We start from the raw sequence: 20,206 nt of genomic DNA on the forward strand, positions 1-20,206 counted from the left end.
TGTGGGCTTTTTTGTTTATGTAAATAAACAAAGTAAATACATATTTGTTATTTAATAGGTATTTCCCAATGGCGGACACGAACAAATGAGCATTCTGTCTCCCGCAACATTATCAATACGCGATACAGGAGGCCAATATTTATTCGCTGGATCAAGAGAACTGTTGGGAAAAGCAGCTTCTTGTCGCGAATAGGGTCGTTCCCAAGCATCATCTAAAGTATCTGCCACTGTATGAGGAGCATTCACCAATGGATTATTGTCTTTTGGCCAAACCCCACGACCAACTTTCTTTGCTTCTTCAGCAATAGAGAGTAAAGCATCACAGAAACGATCAATTTCTGCTTTTGGTTCTGATTCCGTTGGCTCAATCATCAAAGTTCCCGGAACAGGGAATGACATCGTGGGCGCGTGGAATCCATAATCAATGAGACGTTTTGCAATATCATCAACACTCACCCCATACTGCTCTTTCAACACACGTGTATCCACAATACATTCATGAGCAACACGTCCATGCTTGCCCCGATAAAGAATGGAATAAGCGGGTGAAAGACGTGCAGCAATATAATTGGCATTTAAAATGGCTATTTGTGTTGCATATTTTAAACCATCAGCCCCCATCATTCGAATATACATCCATGTAATCGCAAGAATAGACGCACTTCCATAAGGAGCTGCCGAAACCGCATGTGTTGTCCCATCCTGTTCATGCCCTGGTAAGAATGGTTTGAGATGCGCTGCAACTCCAATTGGTCCCATACCAGGACCACCACCTCCGTGGGGAATGGCAAATGTTTTATGAAGATTCATATGACAAACATCAGCGCCAATATCTGCAGGACGAGCAAGCCCCACAAGCGCATTGAGATTAGCGCCATCGAAATAAACTTGTCCACCATTTTCATGAATAATAGAACAAATCTCCTTAATGCTTTCCTCATAAACACCATGTGTTGAAGGATAAGTAATCATGAGAGCAGCCAATTTATCCTTATGCAATTGCGCTTTCATTTTGAGATCATCTACATCAACATCACCATCGCTTAAACATTTTACCACAACGACTTCCATACCTGCCATATGTGCCGAAGCTGGATTGGTACCATGCGCAGATGCAGGAATAAGACAAACTGTACGTTGATGTTCTCCCCGTGATTGGTAATATCGTCGGATAGCCAAAAGCCCCGCATATTCACCTTGAGCACCAGAATTTGGCTGAAAAGAAACTTGTGCAAATCCTGTAATTTCGCACAACCACGCATTTAACTGATCGATCATCTCCAAATAACCCGCTGCATCCTCTTGTGAAACAAAGGGGTGTATATTGGCCATACTAGCCCAACTTACAGGCATCAGTTCAGCCGCCGCATTAAGCTTCATTGTACAAGAGCCAAGAGGAATCATAGCACGATCCAGTGCCAAATCCTTATCCGCCAAACGACGCAAAAAGCGCATCATATCTGTCTCTGAATGCACCGCATGAAAAAAAGGTTGGGAAAGAAAAGCAGCATCCCGTTTTTTGCCAAAGAGCTGTGGAGAAACCTGATCACCTAATTGTGCCCCAAAAAGCTGTGCTAAAGCACAAGCATCTTCTTCTGTCGATAACTCATCAAAATTGATTGCAATGGTGTCATCATCGAGAACACGAATAAGGCGTCCACTCATTTTGGCTTGATGTGCAATCTCTTTCGCTTTTCCCTTCACAACAATGCTTACACAATCAAAAAAAGATTCTCCTTCACAAAAAACACCTGCAGCCTCTAAACCAGCAACAAAACGACATGTTAAATGATGAATTCGCTGCGCAATTTCTTGTAAACCTTTCGGCCCATGCCAAACAGCATAAGCGGTTGCCATATTAGCCAACAAAGCCTGAGCTGTACAAATATTTGACGTCGCTTTATCGCGCCGAATATGTTGTTCACGTGTTTGCAAAGCTAAACGAAAACCAACACGCCCTCTCGTATCCACGGACTGACCAACAATACGCCCTGGAATAAGACGCGTTAACGCATCACTCACCGCAAGGTAACCAGCATGTGGACCACCAAAGCCCATTGGAACGCCATAACGCTGCATAGAGCCAACAACGATATCTGCCCCCCATTGAGCAGGTGGCTCCATAAGAGTAAGTGCTAAAGGATCAGCCACAACGATAACTAAAGCTCCCTTTTCCTTTGCCTCTTTTATGATCTCACTGTAATCATGAAAAGCACCTTTTGTATCTGGCCAAGATAAAACAATTGCCGCTGTATTAGAACAAATTTTCCTCTCTTGACTGATACAAATACCTTGTGTTTCAGCACGCGTTTGCGCAACACTTAAAGTCTGAGGATGTAAAAGACTCTGAAGAGAAATTTTTGTTTTTTTCTCACGAGAAAAGCGAAAAGCGAGGGCATTGGCTTCAGCTAAAGCGGTTGCTTCATCAAGAAGGGAGGCAGCAGCAACAGGCAAACCTGTGAGTTCACTCACCAATGTCTGAAAATAAAACAAAAGTTCTAAACGACCCTGACTAATTTCTGCTTGATACGGTGTATAAGCAGTATACCAAGCAGGATTTTCAAACAGATTTCGTAAAATAACTGGGGGGACATGAGTTCCATGATATCCTTGCCCAATAAAACTTTTGTGCACACAATTACGCTCCATCATCTTGGAGAGTTCTTCCAAGGCTTGTCCTTCACTAGCAGCCTTTGGCAAATTAAGTGAACGTCCCAAATGGATAGAATGTGGAACAGCTTGAGAAATGAGTGTATCAACACAATCAAGCTCTAAAACATCAAGCATTTTTTGTGTTTCATCAGGACGCAGCCCAATATGTCGAGAAGAAAAAGAACGCTCGATCATGATACTCATCCAATCAAAGCCTTATAAGCATCTTTATCCAACAGCCCTTCCAGTTGTGTCTCATCCTGCAATGTCATTTTCCATAACCAGCCTTCTGTTTCGGCTTTCTGATTTACCAATTCAGGATGATCAGCCAATGCTTCATTTATTTCGACCACTTCACCATCAAGAGGAGCATAAACATCTGAAGCGGCTTTCACCGATTCCACAACAGCAGCTGCCTCTCCTTTGGAAAGTTTTGTCCCACTTTGTGGTAAATCAACAAAAACCAAATCTCCTAATTGCTCTTGCGCATAATGCGTAACCCCAACAGTCACCACTTTTCCTTCAACGCTAAGCCATTCATGGTCTTGTGTAAAATAAGTTTTAGACATAAAAAATCATCCTTTAAAATAACGTTGTTCAACAAAGGGAAGTGAATGAACTGATAATACAATCTTTTTGCCTCGCAGTTCTGTAAAGACTTGTGTCCCTTCAACTTTACAATCAACAGGAACATAACCCATCGCGACAGGACCATCAAAAGAAGGACCAAAACCACCTGATGTTACAACTCCAATCTCATTACCTTGATCATCAAGAAGCACCGCACCAGCACGAATAGGTTGGCGCGTTTGGGGTTTTAATCCAACACGACAACGAGCAGGTCCTTTTTGCAGCGCTTCAAGAAAAGCCTTCGCGCCATAAAATTGTGCTTTTTCTCGAACACTTTTAGGAACAGCCCATGTTAGAGCCGCATCAATAGGTGTCGTATCAGGGGTAATGTCATTTCCATGCAAACACAACCCTGCTTCTAACCGCAAGCTATCGCGTGCTGCAAGTCCAATCCACTCAACACGAGAATCACTCAGCAATTTTTCAGCCAACATATGCGCATGCCCTATAGGCAAAGCAATTTCAAAACCATCCTCTCCCGTATATCCAGAACGCGTTATAAACCAATCTTGTTGTGGTTCGAATCCTTGCATAAAGAACAATTCATTCCCTGGTAAATCAGCATCAGCAAGAACAGCAGCCGCTTCAGGACCTTGAAGAGCAAGCAATACCCTTTCAAGAGCAATCACTTGACATTCAAAATCAACCGCACGCTTTTCCAATTCTACAAAATCAGCCTGTGCATTCCCAGCATTGGCGACCAACATAAAACGGCTCTCTTCCAAACGGGTAATGATAAGATCATCAAGAATACCAGCCTGCTCATTAAGCAAGTAATTATACCGTGAGTGCCCAATCTTTAAAGCTGCTGCATCAATGGGAAAAGCATAGGACAAAAATTCCACGGCTTGTGCCCCTTCAACAGCAATCAATTTCATATGAGAAATATCAAACAATCCCGCATGTGCACGCGTATGAAGATGCTCTTTCAAAACGCCAAGAGGATACGTTAAAGGCATGTTCCACCCCGCAAAAGCGCCAAATTTTGCTCCTGCTTTTTCATGCATATCATATAAAGGAAGTGTTTTTAAAGAAGATGTTTCTTGTGCTGTGCCCATAATAACTCCAAAGCTGCGCTAACGCCCACAGAATATGGACGTCTCTGCACCCCTCTGTCATCAACCTGAGAGACTCGCGAAAAAATTTTTCGCTTACACCTTCGGCGCGGGCTCTCCCGACTTTCCAGATCTGCCTTCTTCCTTTTACGGTCCTTAAAGCCTGAGAGATTATGGGCTATTTCCCCTTCGGCGGCAATGCGAAAACTCGCAATCTGCACTCTCCCGCAAAAGAATGAAAGAAACAATAACGCTCTTTCCAGCATGTTCTAATCTATAACCCATCTTTATCACACTGTCATTAGTAAAGTGATGAAAATGTTCTCATTTTAAAACTTGCATAAGCTGCTTCAAAAGATTTATAATAGTATCTTTTTGAACCTTACAAAAATTGCAAGGAACACATTTTAGGAAATTTAAGACAAAAATCAAAAGCTATAAACAAAAATACCTCTTGAAAATCATGCAAAACGTCACACACTAACAAGATCGCAAAGCAATATTCTTTCTCGCGCAGTTCAACCTTAAATATAGGGTTTCATATTCTTTTTTTAGAATAAGGACTTCAAGTATTTTATAAGTATGATTTTAATGCACAAGAAGTGGGTTTTTTTCTTTCTCAATAGTGTCATAAATTGCGACTATTTACAGACTAAACTACCGAACAAAGGTGACAAAATACTCATGAAAGCTGGTAATATCTCTTACAATTGCGAAAATGATCTTCCAAAGCAAATTGCCCTTTTTCCTTTAGAAGGTGCACTCTTACTACCCGGCGGTTTTTTATCACTCAACATTTTTGAACCAGAATCACTTGAAATGATTGAAAACGTAATGGTAACCGATCGTCTATTGGGCATTATTCAACCACTTTCATCGGATACAGACCGCTTCTCTACACAACTTTATAAAACAGGCTGTATAGGGCGCATTACAAACTACAGTGAAACAGGAAATGGACAACTATTCATTATCTTACAAGGTATTTGCCGCTTCACCTTAGAACAAGAATTGACAAACACAAAATCCTATCGAACAGCTCTCATCCAATCAAACATAAAAGACTTGCAAGAATTTGATGTTGAAGAAAGCATTAACCGAGAGAGCTTACTCGACGTTGTAGAAAAATATCTAACCATACATGAAATGGAATATAATTGGAGCAGTATCATAGAAGCCCCTACACCTATATTGGTTAATGCTTTTTCAGCTCTTATCCCCTTTACACCAGCAGAAAAGCAAGCTCTCCTTGAAGCTCCAGATATCGAAAGCCGTGCCCAAACTCTTCTTGCATTAACAGAACGCTCACTCATGAAACAAACAGGTACAGATTACCGTTTAAACTAATAAACGTCAAAACATGAAAAAAATGACCACAGACCCCAAAATGCTCGAATTACTCGTTTGTCCAATAACGAGAAGCACACTCTCTTACAACCGAGAAACACAAGAGCTCATTTCTCTCAAAGCCAAACTTGCCTATCCTATTCGTGATGGCGTCCCCATTATGCTTGCCTCAGAAGCGCGCCCTTTGCAAAACGATGAAAAAATAACCTATAAAAAATAAGAAAATTTCGTTCATTTTTTCTGGAGAAAGCTGTTATCAATCACTGCTCTATGAAAAGCTCTCTTTTGCTTGTGCAATCTTTTTAATATTGGTGCTAATCCACCACACGCCAGCACCAGCATTCTCTTTACCAACTCCCCTCTTTACCAACTTCCAATGTTATACTTACTCTAAAAAGTCTTTTGCTTCTAAATGCGAAAAGACGCTTCCGTTTTTATACAAAATAAATGGATAAAGTCATATAGTTACAATTTTAAACATACCCCATAATGATCACCAAGAAATTGTCCTAAATTTCATCAAAATAAAGGGATGCATTGCAACAGTTGCATGTAAACTTTGCAAAAAACAACCAAAACAACTGCTGTCACTCTGGTTGACGATTTAAAGAAATTACCCTATGAATGAGACTTGTGTTTTTGGTCGTATACGCGACGATCAAATAGGGTCTGGAAGCCCGAAAAACTCAAACTAGAAATAAAACCGCTTTTTGCGGATATCCCGGAATTTCCGGGGGCTCTTGTTATGTCCAAGTGCTCTCAGCACTAAAAGCAAGAGGCTGTTTTGAGTCAGCACTTCCAGACCCCGGAATACTAATGCGAGGGCGCTCGCAACCGGAGGGGGAGCAAAGTGCGAGCCAAAAATTTACATTTTTACGACATTTCTTTAGGCAAAAAAATTCGCTTTAGAAGAAACGTCATGGTTTTTTCTCAAAAACAATTAGGGAGTCATTTGAGCGTAACGTTTCAACAAATTCAAAAGTATGAGAAAGGTTTAAATCGCGTAAGTGCAAGACGTTTACAAGAAATTGCTCATATATTAGATGTTCCCGTTTCCTTCTTTTATGCTGATAACACAAAAAAAGAAGATCCCCTCTATCATTATGATGACAGAGTAGAAAGCAAAGCAGAATATTTACTTTTGCAAAGTTTCAGAATGCTGACCCGCAAAAAACAAAGGGCTATTTTGCAGTTGATTTCTGGTGAAAAAAATGACCCCTTATTTTCATAAGTTCACTGAAAGAACAATCAACGCCCTTAATAACATTGAAAAGAATTTTGGCTGTCTCCCCACACCTCATGAGAACGAAAATTCTTAAATCTAATCTGATCTGTAAATAGTCCGAATTCTAACGAATTTAACTGAGCAATAGCGCTTTGATTCATAATGATATATCTAACGTTATGTATATTGAATGAGTGTCTCGAATATCATAAAATTCTTTCATTTCAAACTTGTTCTATATTGAATCAATCAAAATCATTTATTTGCACATTACAAGCAGAGTTAGCGTGTGAGTAAAAATGTACAAAAAAGGCATACCTCTTAATTGAATCGTCTCACATACCAAGAACTGTAGCCACATTGAGTGCTGAAAAAATGTATGATGATGCTAACTTACTCTTTTTTTAAACATTAAACATGGAGGTGTTCAACGGTTTTCCACTCATATAATCCACTTGAAACAAAAGGCTCGCCAAACAAGCCTAAGAATATTCCCACACACTTAAATATATCAAGAAAGCTTAAAGATCTTATACCACCATACTTCAAATAACGATATTTTATAGCATAACAGGATTAAAGTAAAAAACAGACACGAAAAAACTATATGTATAACTTTCATAAGAATTTATTTATATAATGGATACTTAAGTTTATCCTGTTGTGCCATAAATTCTATCATTTAAGGTATGAGAATATGAAGCATGCATACCTCTTTGAAACATTCAAATGTTTTTTAGGTGCCAAATGTTTTTTTAAATATTTTTAGGCTTGCTTGTTGAGCCTTAAGTTTCAAGTGAAAAATGGGAAGCCGCTAAAAGTACCGCTAGAATCTGGCTGTTTACAGACTGAATAGGAAGCTTCGCTTTTAAGGGCATAGGGAGAAGATCAAATACTTCAACACTTAAATTCCCCCAACGCGATACGTAATAGCATCCTTAAAAAATTCAAAATAGTGAAGGTAAACAATTGACAGAAGATACGGAATTCACTTAATTAAAGTGCTCTCTAAAAGAGATAACAGTTTAGCGTACAATATTCAATTTTTCAATTCTGAAAGATTAAAAAGACGTATCATTTGAAATAAAACAACTTATTGTGCTGATGATGATTGATGTGTACAAAATTGAGTTGTTGAAAATCAAAAATATAATTTAATGATGTTCCTTGACCAACTCACTCTCTCCTGAGTATAGCACGGGGAATAAACGTGGAGAGACATGAGGAGTATATAGAAAATGAGTTTTAAAGTTGCAATTGTCGGCGCAACCGGAAATGTTGGTCGTGAAATGCTTACAATTTTAGAGGAACGTGGTTTTCCTGCGCATGAAATTGTCCCTCTAGCATCACGACGCTCATTAGGACAAGAAGTTTCTTATGGAGATAAAACTTTAAAAGTAAAAGCACTGGATACTTACGATTTTTCTGACACAGATTTTTGTCTGATGTCCGCGGGAGGAAGCATTTCCAAAGAATATGCTCCTAAAATCGCTGCCGCTGGCTGTGTCGTCATCGATAATTCCTCCACGTGGCGCTATGATTCCAATGTTCCGTTGATCGTCCCTGAAGTCAATGCCGAAGCTATAAATGCCTTTTCTAAGCGTAATATTATAGCAAATCCTAATTGTTCAACAATTCAACTGGTCTTAGCTTTAAAACCTCTCCATGATGCTGCAATCATTAAACGTGTTGTTGTCTCTACATATCAGTCGGTTTCTGGAGCTGGTAAAGAAGGAATGGACGAACTTTTCGAACAATCACGTGCTGTTTTTGTTGCAGACCCAATTACATCAAAAAAATTCACTAAACGCATTGCCTTTAATGTCATTCCTCATATCGATGTTTTCATGGAAGATGGTTATACAAAAGAAGAATGGAAAATGACTGCTGAGACAAAGAAAATTCTCGATCCGAAGATTAAATTAACAGCCACTGCTGTTCGTGTCCCTGTCTTTATCGGTCATGCCGAAGCTGTCCATGTTGAATTTGAAAAACCACTAAGCGTATCTGAAGCACAAGCGCTTCTTCGCGATGCTCCCGGTTGTCAGCTTATCGATAAACACGAAGATGGTGGCTATACCACACCTTATGAATGTACCGGAGAAGATGACACCTTTATTAGCCGTGTTCGTGAAGATATCACCGTTGAAAATGGTTTAGCTTTCTGGGTTGTCGCCGATAATTTAAGAAAAGGAGCAGCATTGAACGCAGTTCAAATTGCTGAATTGCTCATTTCTCGTAATTTGATAAAGCCTAAGTCCGTAAATTAACGCCCTGTCCGAAAGGATGAAGAGCCCTAGCCGGTCTGTCAAAAGTCCGGCTTCTCTTCAGCAGGATCTTCCCCTGCTGGGGATTCATACCGCCAGTCTAAAGGACTGTAATTCGGGGTATTGAAAAATTTTACTCTGAATATCCATGAATACCTCGCCACCTTAATTAATCATCGCCGCCCTAATGCCATTTTACGGTACAATAGGATCAGCAGCATAAGCGTTTTTTGCTTCATGCTGCTGATCCTTTTTATCATTCCGGTTGTGAAATTAACTTACCCTTATCGAGCAGGATAAGTCACAACACGGTAACGTGTTTCATTACGTTCAAAGTTTTTATAATTGACATTATCAGGAAAGAAGGGATTATAAGCATTTACGCGCTTTACAGAAACTCTTTGTGCTTTGGGCGAAGGATTTAAAATTGTCCGTTCATCTCTTTTTTTGACACCTGTAGAATCGATAATCATATCTGTTCTGTAGAGTTTTTGTATGTTTTTCCGTGTTTTTTGAATCGCCGGAAGAGCTTTAAAACCAGAAACAACCTGTTTTACTTTTTCTTTTTTTACTTTTGGCGATTTTCTCATAGCATTTGGCTTTACTGGCATCTTTGTAAAAGCAACGGTAGGAACATTGTTGACATTGACATAACGTGCAGATGCCCAACCAACCTTTCCGTGATAACCAAGAGAACACCAAGTTTTATTGGACAGACAACCATAAATTTGCACTTTTGCTCCCATTGGAACCATTGTGATTACTTTATAAGCTGTCGCAGGGCCTGTGCGTAAAGATACCTGACCTGATGCAACACGAGCAACTGTTCCTGCAATGGTTCCAGCTTCCGCGTGAGAAGCAGTCACAGCCACCCCCGACGCTCCCAAAGCCCATAAAATCATTGTTGTTGATAAAAATTTCTTTCTTAACATTATTTTTCTTCCTCTCTCAAAACATGTGAAGGGCAAAATTTCGCCTTTGCAAAAATTTGCCGCGGTTAAATCCAATGATCTGCAACCTTTATTTCCCGCCCAAAAGCCCCCTCAACATTGCAACAAAATCTCTCTTTATTCCCCTTATTCCCCCTCTACACGAACACGGCCTTTTGATCTTGATTGCGCAGTATGCTCCTCATAAATTTACAGCTAAAGCATCATTTGATTATCTGGTCCTTCAACCAATCGTCCCTTAAAGAAGTTTTTAAAGTGTTATTGGTTCCCTCAACAAATGATTGCAATAAAAGAATTGATTGCCTGAATTTCAGAGAATGAATGATGATAAGCCCCCAAAATACTAAAAATAGGAGGAAAAATAATACTCTTTTAAAAATAAAAGTGATTGAATATTCTCTAAAGCTTGTATAACTTTAAATCTTCCTAAAAAATACAGAGTATAAAAATACAGAGTATATTGAAACTTCCCTCAAAAAAGCTCTTGGAAAAGAAAGTTAAAAGTACATGACATTAAAAATTTTTTCTCGTAGTCGGATTATAGGATTATTCCTCTCTCTCTTTGCACTTTTTTTATCTACGGTTTTTGTCATGGCTACAGACAAATCAAAAATCAAACTTGGTATTATGGAAGGGCGGGATGCGATTATTTGGAAAACTGCTGCTGAACAGGCTAAAAAAGCTGGTTTAGATATTGAACTCGTTTATTTTTCTGATTACGCTTTGCCTAATGACGCTGTCAACGCAGGAGAGATCGATGCGAATGCTTTTCAGCACGCTCCTTATCTTAATGAACAAATGAAACAACGTGGCTATAAACTTTCAATTGTCGGCTATACATTTATTGCTCCAATCGGTGTTTATTCGCACAAAATCAAAGACTTAAAAGATCTACGTGATGGTGCACATGTTGGTATTCCAAACGACCCATCTAATGGTGGAAGAGCCTTACTTCTTCTCAATTCTTTAGGTCTCATTAAGTTAAAAGATCCCCATAATATTCTTGCATCTCCACTTGATATTATCGAAAATCCTAAAAACCTGCAAATTCGTGAACTCGATGCTGGTATGTTAGGGCGAGCTATTGACGATTTTGATCTTGCAATTATAAACACAAACTGGGCTATTGTTTCCGGATTAAACTTCGAAAAAGATGTCGTCGCATGGGAGAGTGCAAAAAATAATCCTTATGATAATATCATCGTTGTACGCACGAGCGAAAAAGATGAGCCATGGGTTAAAAAATTAGTTGCCGCTTACAACAACGATCTCATCCGTGCAAAAATAAAAGAGATTTTTGGCAAAACCGCCCAAACTTCTTGGTAATTGTGCCAAATATCCGAGTAATTGTGAATGGAAAAACCTACTCTTATCTCCTTAAAAAACATCAGCCGTTGTTTTAACAAAACGGCTGGTGTTCCGGTAATTAATAATCTCTCTTTAAATATCCATGCTGGTGAAATCCTTGGGATTATTGGGCGCAGTGGAGCAGGAAAATCAACACTTATCCGCTGTTTAAATGGGTTAGAGAAGATTGATGCAGGGTCCATTTTTTTTGAAGGTGTTGATATTTCAAATCTATCAGAGATAGAGTGGGCACCTTACCGTCAACGAATTGGGATGATTTTTCAACATTTCAACCTTCTCTCATCGCAAAATATTCTTGATAACATTGCATTGCCGCTTAAATTAAGTGGTGTAAGTAAAAAACAACGCCACAAACGTGCCCTTGAACTGATTGAATTGGTTGGGTTATACGGAAAAGAATATTGCTATCCGGCACAATTGTCAGGGGGGCAAAAACAACGCGTTGGCATTGCTCGTGCGCTCGCTGCTAATCCTAAAATATTGTTATCAGATGAAGCCACCTCTGCTCTTGACCCTGAAACAACACAATCTATTCTAGAGCTCCTTGCTGATATTAATAAACACCTCAATCTCACGATTGTGCTCATCACCCATGAAATGGAAGTTGTGCGCACCATAGCGCATCGCGTTGTTGTTCTTAATCAGGGGAACATCGTAGAAGAAGGACGTGTGAAAGACATCTTTACATCACCGCAAGACGATACAACCATAGCCATGCTCAAGCTTGTCACCCCGCAACTTCCTGAAAAATTTGCGAAAAATCTCAAACCAATCGGGCGAGAAGCTGTCATTGAAATCAATATTGCCGGTGAAATTGCCCAGCAGCCTTTTCTTCATCTTCTAGAAAATGAGAGTGGTTTAAAAGCACGTATTTTGCATGGTGGCATTGACACAGTTCAAGATGAAACCATCGGGCGACTCTTCTTGGCTCTTCCTGGAGAAGATAAAGAAGCTTTAGAAAAAGCTGTTCAATGGTTAACGAAAAAAGGACGATATTGTGAGGTCTTAGGCTATGTTTAATGTTTTGTCTCATGAACTTCCCCAAGCTGTTATTGATACAATATTGATGACACTTAGTGCTTCTTTTATGGCATTTATTATAGGACTTCCCCTTGGTCTTCTTCTTCACACAACAGCACGCGGGGGGATTTTTTCCTCATCTCTCATCAATCGCCCTTTAAGCATGATCATTGACAGTATTCGTGCCATTCCCTTTATTATTCTTGCATTTTATCTTCTTCCCGTTACGCGTATCGTTGTAGGAAGAGGGATAGGAATGCCTGCTGTAATTTTTATACTGACCATTTCAGCTATTCCTTTTTATGCACGCATGGCGGAACTCTCTTTTAAAACCGTTGAAAACGGTCTCATTGAAGCGATCCGCTCTATGGGTGCAAGCCGTCTTCAAATTATCAGACATGTTCTTATTCCTGAAGCTCTCCCTAGCCTGATTACAGGTTTTACAGTTATGATCATTTCTCTCATAGGAGCCACCTCACTTGCTGGATATCTTGGTGGAGGCGGTTTAGGAGATATGGCAATCCGCTATGGCTATCAACGCTATAATACCTTCATCATGACCATTGTCATCATTCTTTTGATCATGCTCAATATTATAACCCAATGGACTTCTGATAAAATCGTACAAAAACTTGATAAAACAAAACATTAAAAGACTTAGAATTTCACATACCAATATCATCATCCTCTTTGCCACTTTCCAAGTGCAACAACCCTTGCCTATCGAAAACGCTCATAAGAGATTAGGAACTTTTTTCTTAAACAGTTTTTATCTCTCCCCATCCGTTTGTAACATGAAAGAAAATAGTTTTAACTGATTGAATATAAAAGAGAATGAAATAAGAGATCTCACAGTATGTGAGACTCTCTCTTAACATAAAAATGATAAATTATCATGTCAAATTAAGACATTGGTCACGACCTTTCCCAACCTTAGATAACATATTGAATTTATAATGATAATATGGCGTTATTCATATTGGATGAGAACTCTGAATCCCGTAAAGTCCTCTCATTCCCAATTTGTTCCATATCGAATTAATCAAAATCTCTCGCTTGCATGTTACAAGCAGGAAGAGCCGTGTGAGTAAAAACTATACAAGCAAGGGAGGCGTGCCTCTTATGAATTATCTCAAGCACCAAGACCTGTCTTAAACATTGGGTGCTAGCATATAATATGATAGTACCGGTTTTCTTCTTCACAGGCATAAAGACATGGGGATGCTCAATGGCTTTATCGTTATACTCTTCACAGGCGCCATTGCGAAATGGGTGTGACGAGCGTTGAGAGATGTTTCTTTAAAATAAGCCCGTGAATTGGCAACGCAAGTATATTCCATTTGAAACATTCTGTTTTATGTGAGAGCTGTGACCCCATTAAAGAATGCTATAAACAAAAGCGTGAGGCAATGCACTATCTTCACCAAGAAACTCCTCTTCAAAACGATCTAGGAAAGATAGCAATCTGCTATAGCTATCAACGCTATGATAGCTCCAGCATATCTATCACCCTATAGATTATTCTCAATATTATCATTGAAGAAACTTCTCATAGAATTGTACAAAAATTTTATAAAATAAAGTACTCAAACTAATCTAGATATTGGAAGATTTTTCCCCCATCACTGCCACAATAAGCCATTGAGCCGTAAGAGCTGGTTTTTTTAACTGTTCAATTTCCACCGTAACCCCATAATGGAAAACCACTCGACCAGAAGGGCGAATTTCTGCATCATCTAACACAAAACGCGCACGTACCCGTACCCCTGTTTTCACAGGACTCATGAAGCGTACTTTATCGAAACCATAATTAATCCCCATTGTGCTCCCCTCCAACTCTGGAAGCGCCTCATAAGCGAGCGTAGACAAAAGCGATAATGTTAAAAACCCATGAGCAATTGTGCCCCCAAAAGGTGTCTTTTTAGCCTTTTCCTCATCAACGTGTATCCATTGATGATCATCTGTAGCGCATGCAAACTGATTAATCATATCCTGTGTAACAAGACGCCACCCCGATAATCCCACTTCTTTCCCAATAAAACTGGTAACATCTTGTATTGCTATTTTTTGCTGCATAACGCTATTCCTATTTTATTTGATAAAAACGACCACCCCTCTTGCTTTTATAAAATCCATTGATTAGAGCATCAAGAATAAAAGATTAATTGTCTTAAAAACAAATGCACCTTATGAATGAGAAAAGTTCTTTAGCAGAATAGTTTTCAAATGGGAAAAAAGAATGGCAAGCAATGTGAACCTAACAGGTTTAGCGCATGATTTAAAACAACGTGCAGAAAAGCATCCCCCCATCCGTATTGGACTGATTGGTTGTGGTGAAATGGGCACAGATTTATTATCAAGTATCGCGCATATGGATGGTATAACAGTTGCTGCAGTAGCCACTAGGACGCCGTCACGTATTTTTGATGCCGCTACAATAGCCTATGGCGAGGATGGACATGTCTGTGAAGTTGAAAATACTTATGCTCTCACGCAAAGCATTGAAAAAAATTTGATTGCAGCAACAGATGATATTGACCTTGTTTTACGTCATGAACAAATTGATATTATCGTTGATGCAACAGGCTATCCCGAAGCAGGAGCAGAAATTGGTATCAAAGCGCTTGAGAATAACAAACATCTTGTCATGATGAATGTTGAAGCAGATGTTACAATTGGCGCTTATCTCAAACATGAAGCAGAAAAACGAGGACTCATTTATACACTTGGTGCCGGAGATGAACCAACTTCTTGTATGGAACTTATAGAATTTGTTTCAGCCCTTGGACATAAGATTGTTGCAGCGGGTAAAGGAAAAAATAATCCTCTACGCTTTGATGCTACACCTGATGCTTACGAAGAAGAAGCATTCCGGCGTAATATGAATGTGCGCATGTTGGTTGAATTTATTGATGGTTCCAAAACGATGGTTGAAATGGCAGCAATTGCCAATGCCACTGGGCTTCTCCCCGATTGCCCAGGAATGCATGGACCACAAGCGGCGCTGCAAGATTTAAACAAAGTGCTTATCCCAAAACAAGATGGAGGCATTTTACAGCGATATGGTATTGTAGATTATTCAACAGGCCAAGGTGTTTCCCCAGGTGTTTTTGTCATTGCAGAAATAGCACACCCACGTTTACGTGAACGTATGGAAGATTTAAAAATTGGTCAGGGGCCTTATTTCACCTTTCACCGCCCCTATCATTTAACAGCAATGGAAGTTCCCCTCACCTGCGCACGCGTTATGCTTTATGGCAAAAAAGATATGGTTCCTCTTAGCCATCCCGTAGTAGAAGTCTGTGCTGTTGCTAAAAAAGATTTACATCCAGGTGATCAGCTAGACTTTATCGGTCTTTATACTTATCGTGCTTGGATAATGAACATCGCAGAAGCACGCGCTCACCACGCCATTCCTTGTGGTCTTTTAGAAAAAGCAACAGTAACAGCTGCAATTAAAAAAAACGAACTCATTACAACACATAATACTGCTATTCGTGAAGATCAATGGATTGCGCGTCTTCGTGCTAAACAAGACCTTTTACTTCATAACCCTTCTTCCGCTAAGCTATAAACACTCCTTAATTACCTTACTTAACAGCATCTTTCCCTTACACAACGAAACAACCCAGAATACACTTGTATCGCAAATACAAGTGTTTATGTTTTAATAAAGGCATTTTCAACGATGCATATCACCACTTATCTCTCACAATATGGCGCATAAATGCTACAATATAAACCACCCCATGATATGACATAAGATTCATTGTGTATCACTATCTTTACTCTATAAAGATACAAACCGGCATCACCATTTATTTGTCAATATTACGACAGCCCTTGAGCCTTAGAGATGATTCATGAGAAGAATTTTACTCTTTTTTTTAATAATTTTATCCATACACGAACACAACTTGTGATACGTAAAAAATACTTTTGATGGATTTAACATAAACAACTTTGAAATGATAATTTATCATTTTTCTTATTGCATAAGAGCTATGAATACAGGGATCTTTTTATTTTATCCTCTTATAAAAAATAAAAAAATTTAAAAAGGATAAAATATGCCTTTGATGAATAATCTTCATATGAGAGAATATAGACAATATTAAAAAGCTGATAAAGATAATGATTATACTAGCCTTATTACTAGAGAATAAACATAAACTGTAAAAAATCAGGTTACACTATTTTGTAAAAAACCATAAATGTAGGACCTTGAACTTTAATAATGTTAATAAAAGCTATATTTAGTATTAAGAATAGTGATTTTTATTCAATACAGTATAAATAAGTTCAAATATTTATTTTTTCAAAATCATGAAGCGAACAAAAAAATCATCGACTTTGTCGATGATCTTTCTGCTAAAGTGTAGTAAATATTCCCCAAAGAGATACAACAGCACCTAATACATCCCCAACACATAAAGAAGCAAGAAGTGATAAAATACCTATTCCCCCCCAAAAGGCTGCACCTGAAAAAGCAGCAGTTTTTTCAACTTTCCCCAAAGCAATGCCATCTTGTTCCTCAACGCCTTGAATAACAGCTCTATCCACAGCTTTAATAGCTACATTTTTTTCTAGTGTAGAAATAGTAACTGCCACTCTCTCTTGAAATTGATCTTTTACAAAACTTGCATTTCCCTCTATAGTTTGTACAAAAAAGAGAATAAATAGTGTAAAAGTAAATGAACATACACGATTTTTAAATATTTTAAACATAGCTTTCTTTGCTCCTCTTTTCTTCACTGAAAAAATGAAAGAATATTCACATATATAAAAACCAAAACTTATATTTAATCATTTATATAATTACACATAATAAAATATTATATGTAATTATATTTTATATATAACACATTGTGTATTGCATGTAAAGACACAAAAACAACAAATGATAAAAATAATTTATTCCTTTTACACTATAATAACTAAGATCCTAACAGTAATATATTGTCATTGTTATTTATCTACTTCAAGATAATAAAAATTTATCAAATTGCTTATTATAGTAAAGATTAAAAAATAAATTGATTTGAAAATTTATATAATAGAACTTTTATAAATAATTTAAAATGTAATTAAATTTTAAAGAACTATAACATTAAAAACTGTCAATCTAATGATAATTATTCTCTATTATTTCAATAAATATAAAAATGAAATAGTACTTAATGAATTTTTATTATATCGCTCATCAATAAACTTTAAAATAAAATTGATAGCGAAAAAACTCGATCTAAAACAAATCTATCCTAATAAGCAAACCTTAAAATAGTATATTATTTTTCTATAAAACAGTTATAAAATATAAAAAGAAATTAAGATCTCTATTTTCAAATAGAAAAGACATTAATAAAATGATTCTCAACTTTTACTGATATATAAAGAAAATAGCGCATAGCATCTTCAAAAAGGTAATTTAGCTCCTTTATCTCATACAGCATAAAAAACTCAAAATATTGACTTTCAAACCTAACAAAACAAACGCATAAAATAAATAAACCTATCAGATTTACAAAAATATTATAAGCAACACTAGAGCACCAAAAAACTACCTAAAATTACATAAAAAGAGAGTCATGAAAAATGAGATGATCCCCCAAAATACTGAAAAATTTTTCTTTCTTAATTTTCATAAAAGTTATTCCATATTTTTCGTCAATATTGTAGAGCGCAGCCCTATTTATATTTTGAATAATTCTATTTACTCTGTATTAGTAAAAATAATTCTCTTTTAAATAAGTTTTTGGCAATATTCACATAACTGTATGCAATTTGTACAAAGTAAATAATAATAAAGAATTGATAAAATACTTGAAAAAAACTGATATTAAATGATAAATTTATCAACTGATCATTTTAATAGCAGGATAATAATCTATAATAATCATTTATTGTTTTGCATGTTGAATGAGAGAACTAACTATTATAGGATTCTCTTAATTTTAACGCTGTTTATATTGAATTAATCAAAATTCTTCGCTTTCAAAGCACAAAAGAAAACGATGTGTCTGTGTAAAAAAACTTGAAGAAAGGAAAATATCACTTATGAGATATTTTAACTATCAAGCGCTGTTAACACAGTATTGAAAACTGACAAAGTGAATAGTGGAGCCCCTTTTTACTTTAAAAATATAAATATAGTGAAGTACAATACATTTTATATTGTGAGGATTTACCGTTATACCCTTCACGAACAGCGTCGCAAAATAGGCTTGGATACCTTGAGAAAGGTTTCTTTAAAACAAGCGTATCAATGTGCAACACAATGGCGTTCTGTCTATCATGTATCCAACGGTGTTTCTTCTTGAATCATCTTATAAACTCATCGAGCTCTCTGAGACTGCAAGTTTATCTTACGTGAATCCTTCCCTTTATATTCATTTTTTCTCATGAACAATAAAGTCTGTTAAGATACGATCCAAAGTAAAATCAATCAAAAAACATTTCTATTCTTTTTTACTATACAGATACTTGAATTAAGAATTTATAACTCCTGATTGCAACCAAAGTCTGTACTATTGCAACAATAGAAATAGTTTTGTTATCCTCGCTCCATAGTAAAAAGAAGAATATGCACCTTACAGAAAAAATTGCGCTTTCAATAAACAATGAAAAATTTATTTTTCATTACATGATGTGAAGTATTTAATCTGTATGAATATTTACTTATTAAAAATGAGAATATGCATCAGAAAGTCTTACCAAAGATAGCTATCTTTAGAAAGCTCGCCTCATATTACAAAAAATTTGAGTTGGCTTTGCTCAATAAAATCTTCACTATTGTTTGACAAAGCTCTCATTTTTATAGCATCCATATGTGATGTAAAAAGACGCCTATTTGCGTTTCTCTTATAGATAGATTAAATAGTGACAGCACTTTTGATCATTTTTTCTGTGTTAACTTCTCTTTTGGGCAATAATTTATGGTATCTGACACGCCTTTTCTCGCTCTTTTACCTTTGGGCGCACACGAATATCACGGAGAGCACCTTCCCTTCGAAACCGACTGGATCATTGCTGAAGCTTTTGCAAAAGCCCTCACTTTACAAACAAAAGAACAATTTCATATCGCACTTTTACCGGTTGAAAAGATTGGCTATTCTATAGAACATATGGATGTTACAGGCACACAAACGCTCACCTTTTCCGACGCTATTGAGCGATGGATAGAGATTGGTGAAAACTGCTATCGCAAAGGAATAAAGCGTTTTCTTCTTCTCAATGCCCATGGAGGCAACTCACCCTTAATGAGCATTGTTATCACCGAATTACGGAGGCGTTTTTCAATGCTTGCGGTAGCAACAAGTTGGAGTCGTTTTGGTTTGCCACAAGGTTTAATGGCACCGTCTCAACAGCATCTTGATATCCATGGAGGATTTATCGAAACCTCTTTAATGCTCTATTTAGCACCGGAAAAAGTTCATATGGAAAAGGCAACAAATTTTCATAATAAACAAGCGGATATGATTGCCAACTATCAGTATTTACGCGCTTATGGTCCTCATGCCTTTGGCTGGACAATGCGAGATCTAAATACGCAAGGTGCAGCAGGAAACGCAAGCAAAGCAACACCACAAGCCGGTGAAGCAATATTTTCTCATGTTCTGTCTCAGCTTCGTGATTTACTTGATGATATCAATCGATTTAACATAAACACATGGCAATAAAGAACAATAAAAG

General features: G+C 37.5%; 15 protein-coding genes and 1 riboswitch. Of the genes, 9 read left to right on the forward strand and 6 right to left on the reverse strand.

Translation table 11 applies throughout. The features are described from left to right. Positions 1–51: 51 nt before the first annotated feature. From gcvP to gcvT, 3 genes are read right to left on the reverse strand one after another with little or no spacing between them, the layout of a single operon-like run. On the reverse strand, positions 52–2,847 hold the full coding sequence (gcvP, locus tag ACFIJ8_RS07405) for an aminomethyl-transferring glycine dehydrogenase (RefSeq protein WP_375629255.1): 2,796 nt from the start codon (positions 2,845–2,847) through the stop codon (positions 52–54). A gap of 5 nt (positions 2,848–2,852) precedes the next feature. After that, positions 2,853–3,221 (reverse strand): glycine cleavage system protein GcvH, encoded by a 369-nt coding sequence (gene gcvH / locus ACFIJ8_RS07410; RefSeq protein ID WP_015856760.1) that lies wholly within the window; start codon positions 3,219–3,221, stop codon positions 2,853–2,855. Between the two features lie 6 nt (positions 3,222–3,227). Then, positions 3,228–4,340 carry a glycine cleavage system aminomethyltransferase GcvT gene (gene gcvT / locus ACFIJ8_RS07415; RefSeq protein ID WP_375629166.1) on the reverse strand — a complete coding sequence of 371 codons (1,113 nt, stop codon included), beginning with the start codon at positions 4,338–4,340 and terminating at the stop codon, positions 3,228–3,230. Between the two features lie 137 nt (positions 4,341–4,477). Further along, positions 4,478–4,575, reverse strand: a riboswitch (glycine riboswitch). Between the two features lie 446 nt (positions 4,576–5,021). Here gcvT and ACFIJ8_RS07420 point away from each other — a divergent pair. The 4 genes from ACFIJ8_RS07420 to ACFIJ8_RS07435 all read left to right on the forward strand — a co-directional run bounded on the left by ACFIJ8_RS07420 (position 5,022) and on the right by ACFIJ8_RS07435 (position 9,179). Next, positions 5,022–5,684, forward strand: coding sequence for an LON peptidase substrate-binding domain-containing protein (locus ACFIJ8_RS07420; RefSeq protein ID WP_273788596.1), 663 nt, complete (start codon positions 5,022–5,024; stop codon positions 5,682–5,684). Positions 5,685–5,697: 13 nt separating this feature from the next. Next, positions 5,698–5,904, forward strand: coding sequence for a Trm112 family protein (locus tag ACFIJ8_RS07425; RefSeq protein WP_273788597.1), 207 nt, complete (start codon positions 5,698–5,700; stop codon positions 5,902–5,904). A 630-nt stretch (positions 5,905–6,534) separates the two neighbouring features. Continuing rightward, positions 6,535–6,915 carry a helix-turn-helix domain-containing protein gene (locus ACFIJ8_RS07430; RefSeq protein WP_375639291.1) on the forward strand — a complete coding sequence of 127 codons (381 nt, stop codon included), beginning with the start codon at positions 6,535–6,537 and terminating at the stop codon, positions 6,913–6,915. Between the two features lie 1,232 nt (positions 6,916–8,147). Then, a complete protein-coding gene (locus ACFIJ8_RS07435; protein WP_273788252.1) occupies positions 8,148–9,179 on the forward strand; it encodes an aspartate-semialdehyde dehydrogenase in 1,032 nt (343 codons plus the stop codon). Positions 9,180–9,460: 281 nt separating this feature from the next. Here the strand turns inward: ACFIJ8_RS07435 and ACFIJ8_RS07440 are convergent, their stop codons facing one another. After that, a complete protein-coding gene (locus ACFIJ8_RS07440; RefSeq protein WP_026500587.1) occupies positions 9,461–10,108 on the reverse strand; it encodes an SH3 domain-containing protein in 648 nt (215 codons plus the stop codon). Positions 10,109–10,633: 525 nt separating this feature from the next. Between ACFIJ8_RS07440 and ACFIJ8_RS07445 the strand changes: the two genes are divergently transcribed. Genes ACFIJ8_RS07445 through ACFIJ8_RS07455 form a run of 3 tightly spaced genes read left to right on the forward strand, consistent with a single transcriptional unit; the run spans position 10,634 to position 13,166 of the window. Then, positions 10,634–11,452 carry a MetQ/NlpA family ABC transporter substrate-binding protein gene (locus ACFIJ8_RS07445; RefSeq protein WP_273788251.1) on the forward strand — a complete coding sequence of 273 codons (819 nt, stop codon included), beginning with the start codon at positions 10,634–10,636 and terminating at the stop codon, positions 11,450–11,452. A gap of 27 nt (positions 11,453–11,479) precedes the next feature. Further along, on the forward strand, positions 11,480–12,514 hold the full coding sequence (locus ACFIJ8_RS07450; protein ID WP_015856779.1) for a methionine ABC transporter ATP-binding protein: 1,035 nt from the start codon (positions 11,480–11,482) through the stop codon (positions 12,512–12,514). Beyond that, positions 12,507–13,166, forward strand: a complete 660-nt coding sequence (locus ACFIJ8_RS07455; RefSeq protein WP_375629177.1) for a methionine ABC transporter permease — start codon at positions 12,507–12,509, stop codon at positions 13,164–13,166. Before ACFIJ8_RS07450 ends, ACFIJ8_RS07455 begins: the two co-directional genes overlap by 8 nt. A gap of 944 nt (positions 13,167–14,110) precedes the next feature. Here ACFIJ8_RS07455 and ACFIJ8_RS07460 read toward each other — a convergent pair. Further along, positions 14,111–14,590, reverse strand: coding sequence for a MaoC family dehydratase (locus tag ACFIJ8_RS07460; RefSeq protein ID WP_273723586.1), 480 nt, complete (start codon positions 14,588–14,590; stop codon positions 14,111–14,113). A 163-nt stretch (positions 14,591–14,753) separates the two neighbouring features. Here ACFIJ8_RS07460 and ACFIJ8_RS07465 point away from each other — a divergent pair, with 163 nt between their 5' ends. Next, positions 14,754–16,088, forward strand: coding sequence for an NAD(P)H-dependent oxidoreductase (locus ACFIJ8_RS07465; RefSeq protein WP_273788248.1), 1,335 nt, complete (start codon positions 14,754–14,756; stop codon positions 16,086–16,088). Between the two features lie 797 nt (positions 16,089–16,885). Here the strand turns inward: ACFIJ8_RS07465 and ACFIJ8_RS07470 are convergent. Then, positions 16,886–17,242, reverse strand: a complete 357-nt coding sequence (locus ACFIJ8_RS07470; protein ID WP_375639292.1) for a hypothetical protein — start codon at positions 17,240–17,242, stop codon at positions 16,886–16,888. A 2,207-nt stretch (positions 17,243–19,449) separates the two neighbouring features. Between ACFIJ8_RS07470 and ACFIJ8_RS07475 the strand changes: the two genes are divergently transcribed. Then, positions 19,450–20,193 (forward strand): creatininase family protein, encoded by a 744-nt coding sequence (locus ACFIJ8_RS07475; RefSeq protein WP_273788246.1) that lies wholly within the window; start codon positions 19,450–19,452, stop codon positions 20,191–20,193. The last annotated feature ends 13 nt before the right edge of the window (positions 20,194–20,206 follow it).

Source organism: Bartonella sp. MF74HXZ (genome assembly GCF_042194445.1).
In the GTDB taxonomy this organism is placed as follows: Bacteria; Pseudomonadota; Alphaproteobacteria; order Rhizobiales; family Rhizobiaceae; genus Bartonella; species Bartonella grahamii.

What these genes read in the sequence shown, in the direction of transcription:
- gcvP (WP_375629255.1), bottom strand. Translation starts at nt 2,847, where the DNA reads ATGATCGAGCGTTCTTTTTCTTCTCGACATATTGGGCTGCGTCCTGAT.
- gcvH (WP_015856760.1), bottom strand. Translation starts at nt 3,221, where the DNA reads ATGTCTAAAACTTATTTTACACAAGACCATGAATGGCTTAGCGTTGAA.
- gcvT (WP_375629166.1), bottom strand. Translation starts at nt 4,340, where the DNA reads ATGGGCACAGCACAAGAAACATCTTCTTTAAAAACACTTCCTTTATAT.
- ACFIJ8_RS07420 (WP_273788596.1), top strand. Translation starts at nt 5,022, where the DNA reads ATGAAAGCTGGTAATATCTCTTACAATTGCGAAAATGATCTTCCAAAG.
- ACFIJ8_RS07425 (WP_273788597.1), top strand. Translation starts at nt 5,698, where the DNA reads ATGAAAAAAATGACCACAGACCCCAAAATGCTCGAATTACTCGTTTGT.
- ACFIJ8_RS07435 (WP_273788252.1), top strand. Translation starts at nt 8,148, where the DNA reads ATGAGTTTTAAAGTTGCAATTGTCGGCGCAACCGGAAATGTTGGTCGT.
- ACFIJ8_RS07440 (WP_026500587.1), bottom strand. Translation starts at nt 10,108, where the DNA reads ATGTTAAGAAAGAAATTTTTATCAACAACAATGATTTTATGGGCTTTG.
- ACFIJ8_RS07445 (WP_273788251.1), top strand. Translation starts at nt 10,634, where the DNA reads ATGACATTAAAAATTTTTTCTCGTAGTCGGATTATAGGATTATTCCTC.
- ACFIJ8_RS07450 (WP_015856779.1), top strand. Translation starts at nt 11,480, where the DNA reads ATGGAAAAACCTACTCTTATCTCCTTAAAAAACATCAGCCGTTGTTTT.
- ACFIJ8_RS07455 (WP_375629177.1), top strand. Translation starts at nt 12,507, where the DNA reads ATGTTTAATGTTTTGTCTCATGAACTTCCCCAAGCTGTTATTGATACA.
- ACFIJ8_RS07460 (WP_273723586.1), bottom strand. Translation starts at nt 14,590, where the DNA reads ATGCAGCAAAAAATAGCAATACAAGATGTTACCAGTTTTATTGGGAAA.
- ACFIJ8_RS07465 (WP_273788248.1), top strand. Translation starts at nt 14,754, where the DNA reads ATGGCAAGCAATGTGAACCTAACAGGTTTAGCGCATGATTTAAAACAA.
- ACFIJ8_RS07470 (WP_375639292.1), bottom strand. Translation starts at nt 17,242, where the DNA reads ATGTTTAAAATATTTAAAAATCGTGTATGTTCATTTACTTTTACACTA.
- ACFIJ8_RS07475 (WP_273788246.1), top strand. Translation starts at nt 19,450, where the DNA reads ATGGTATCTGACACGCCTTTTCTCGCTCTTTTACCTTTGGGCGCACAC.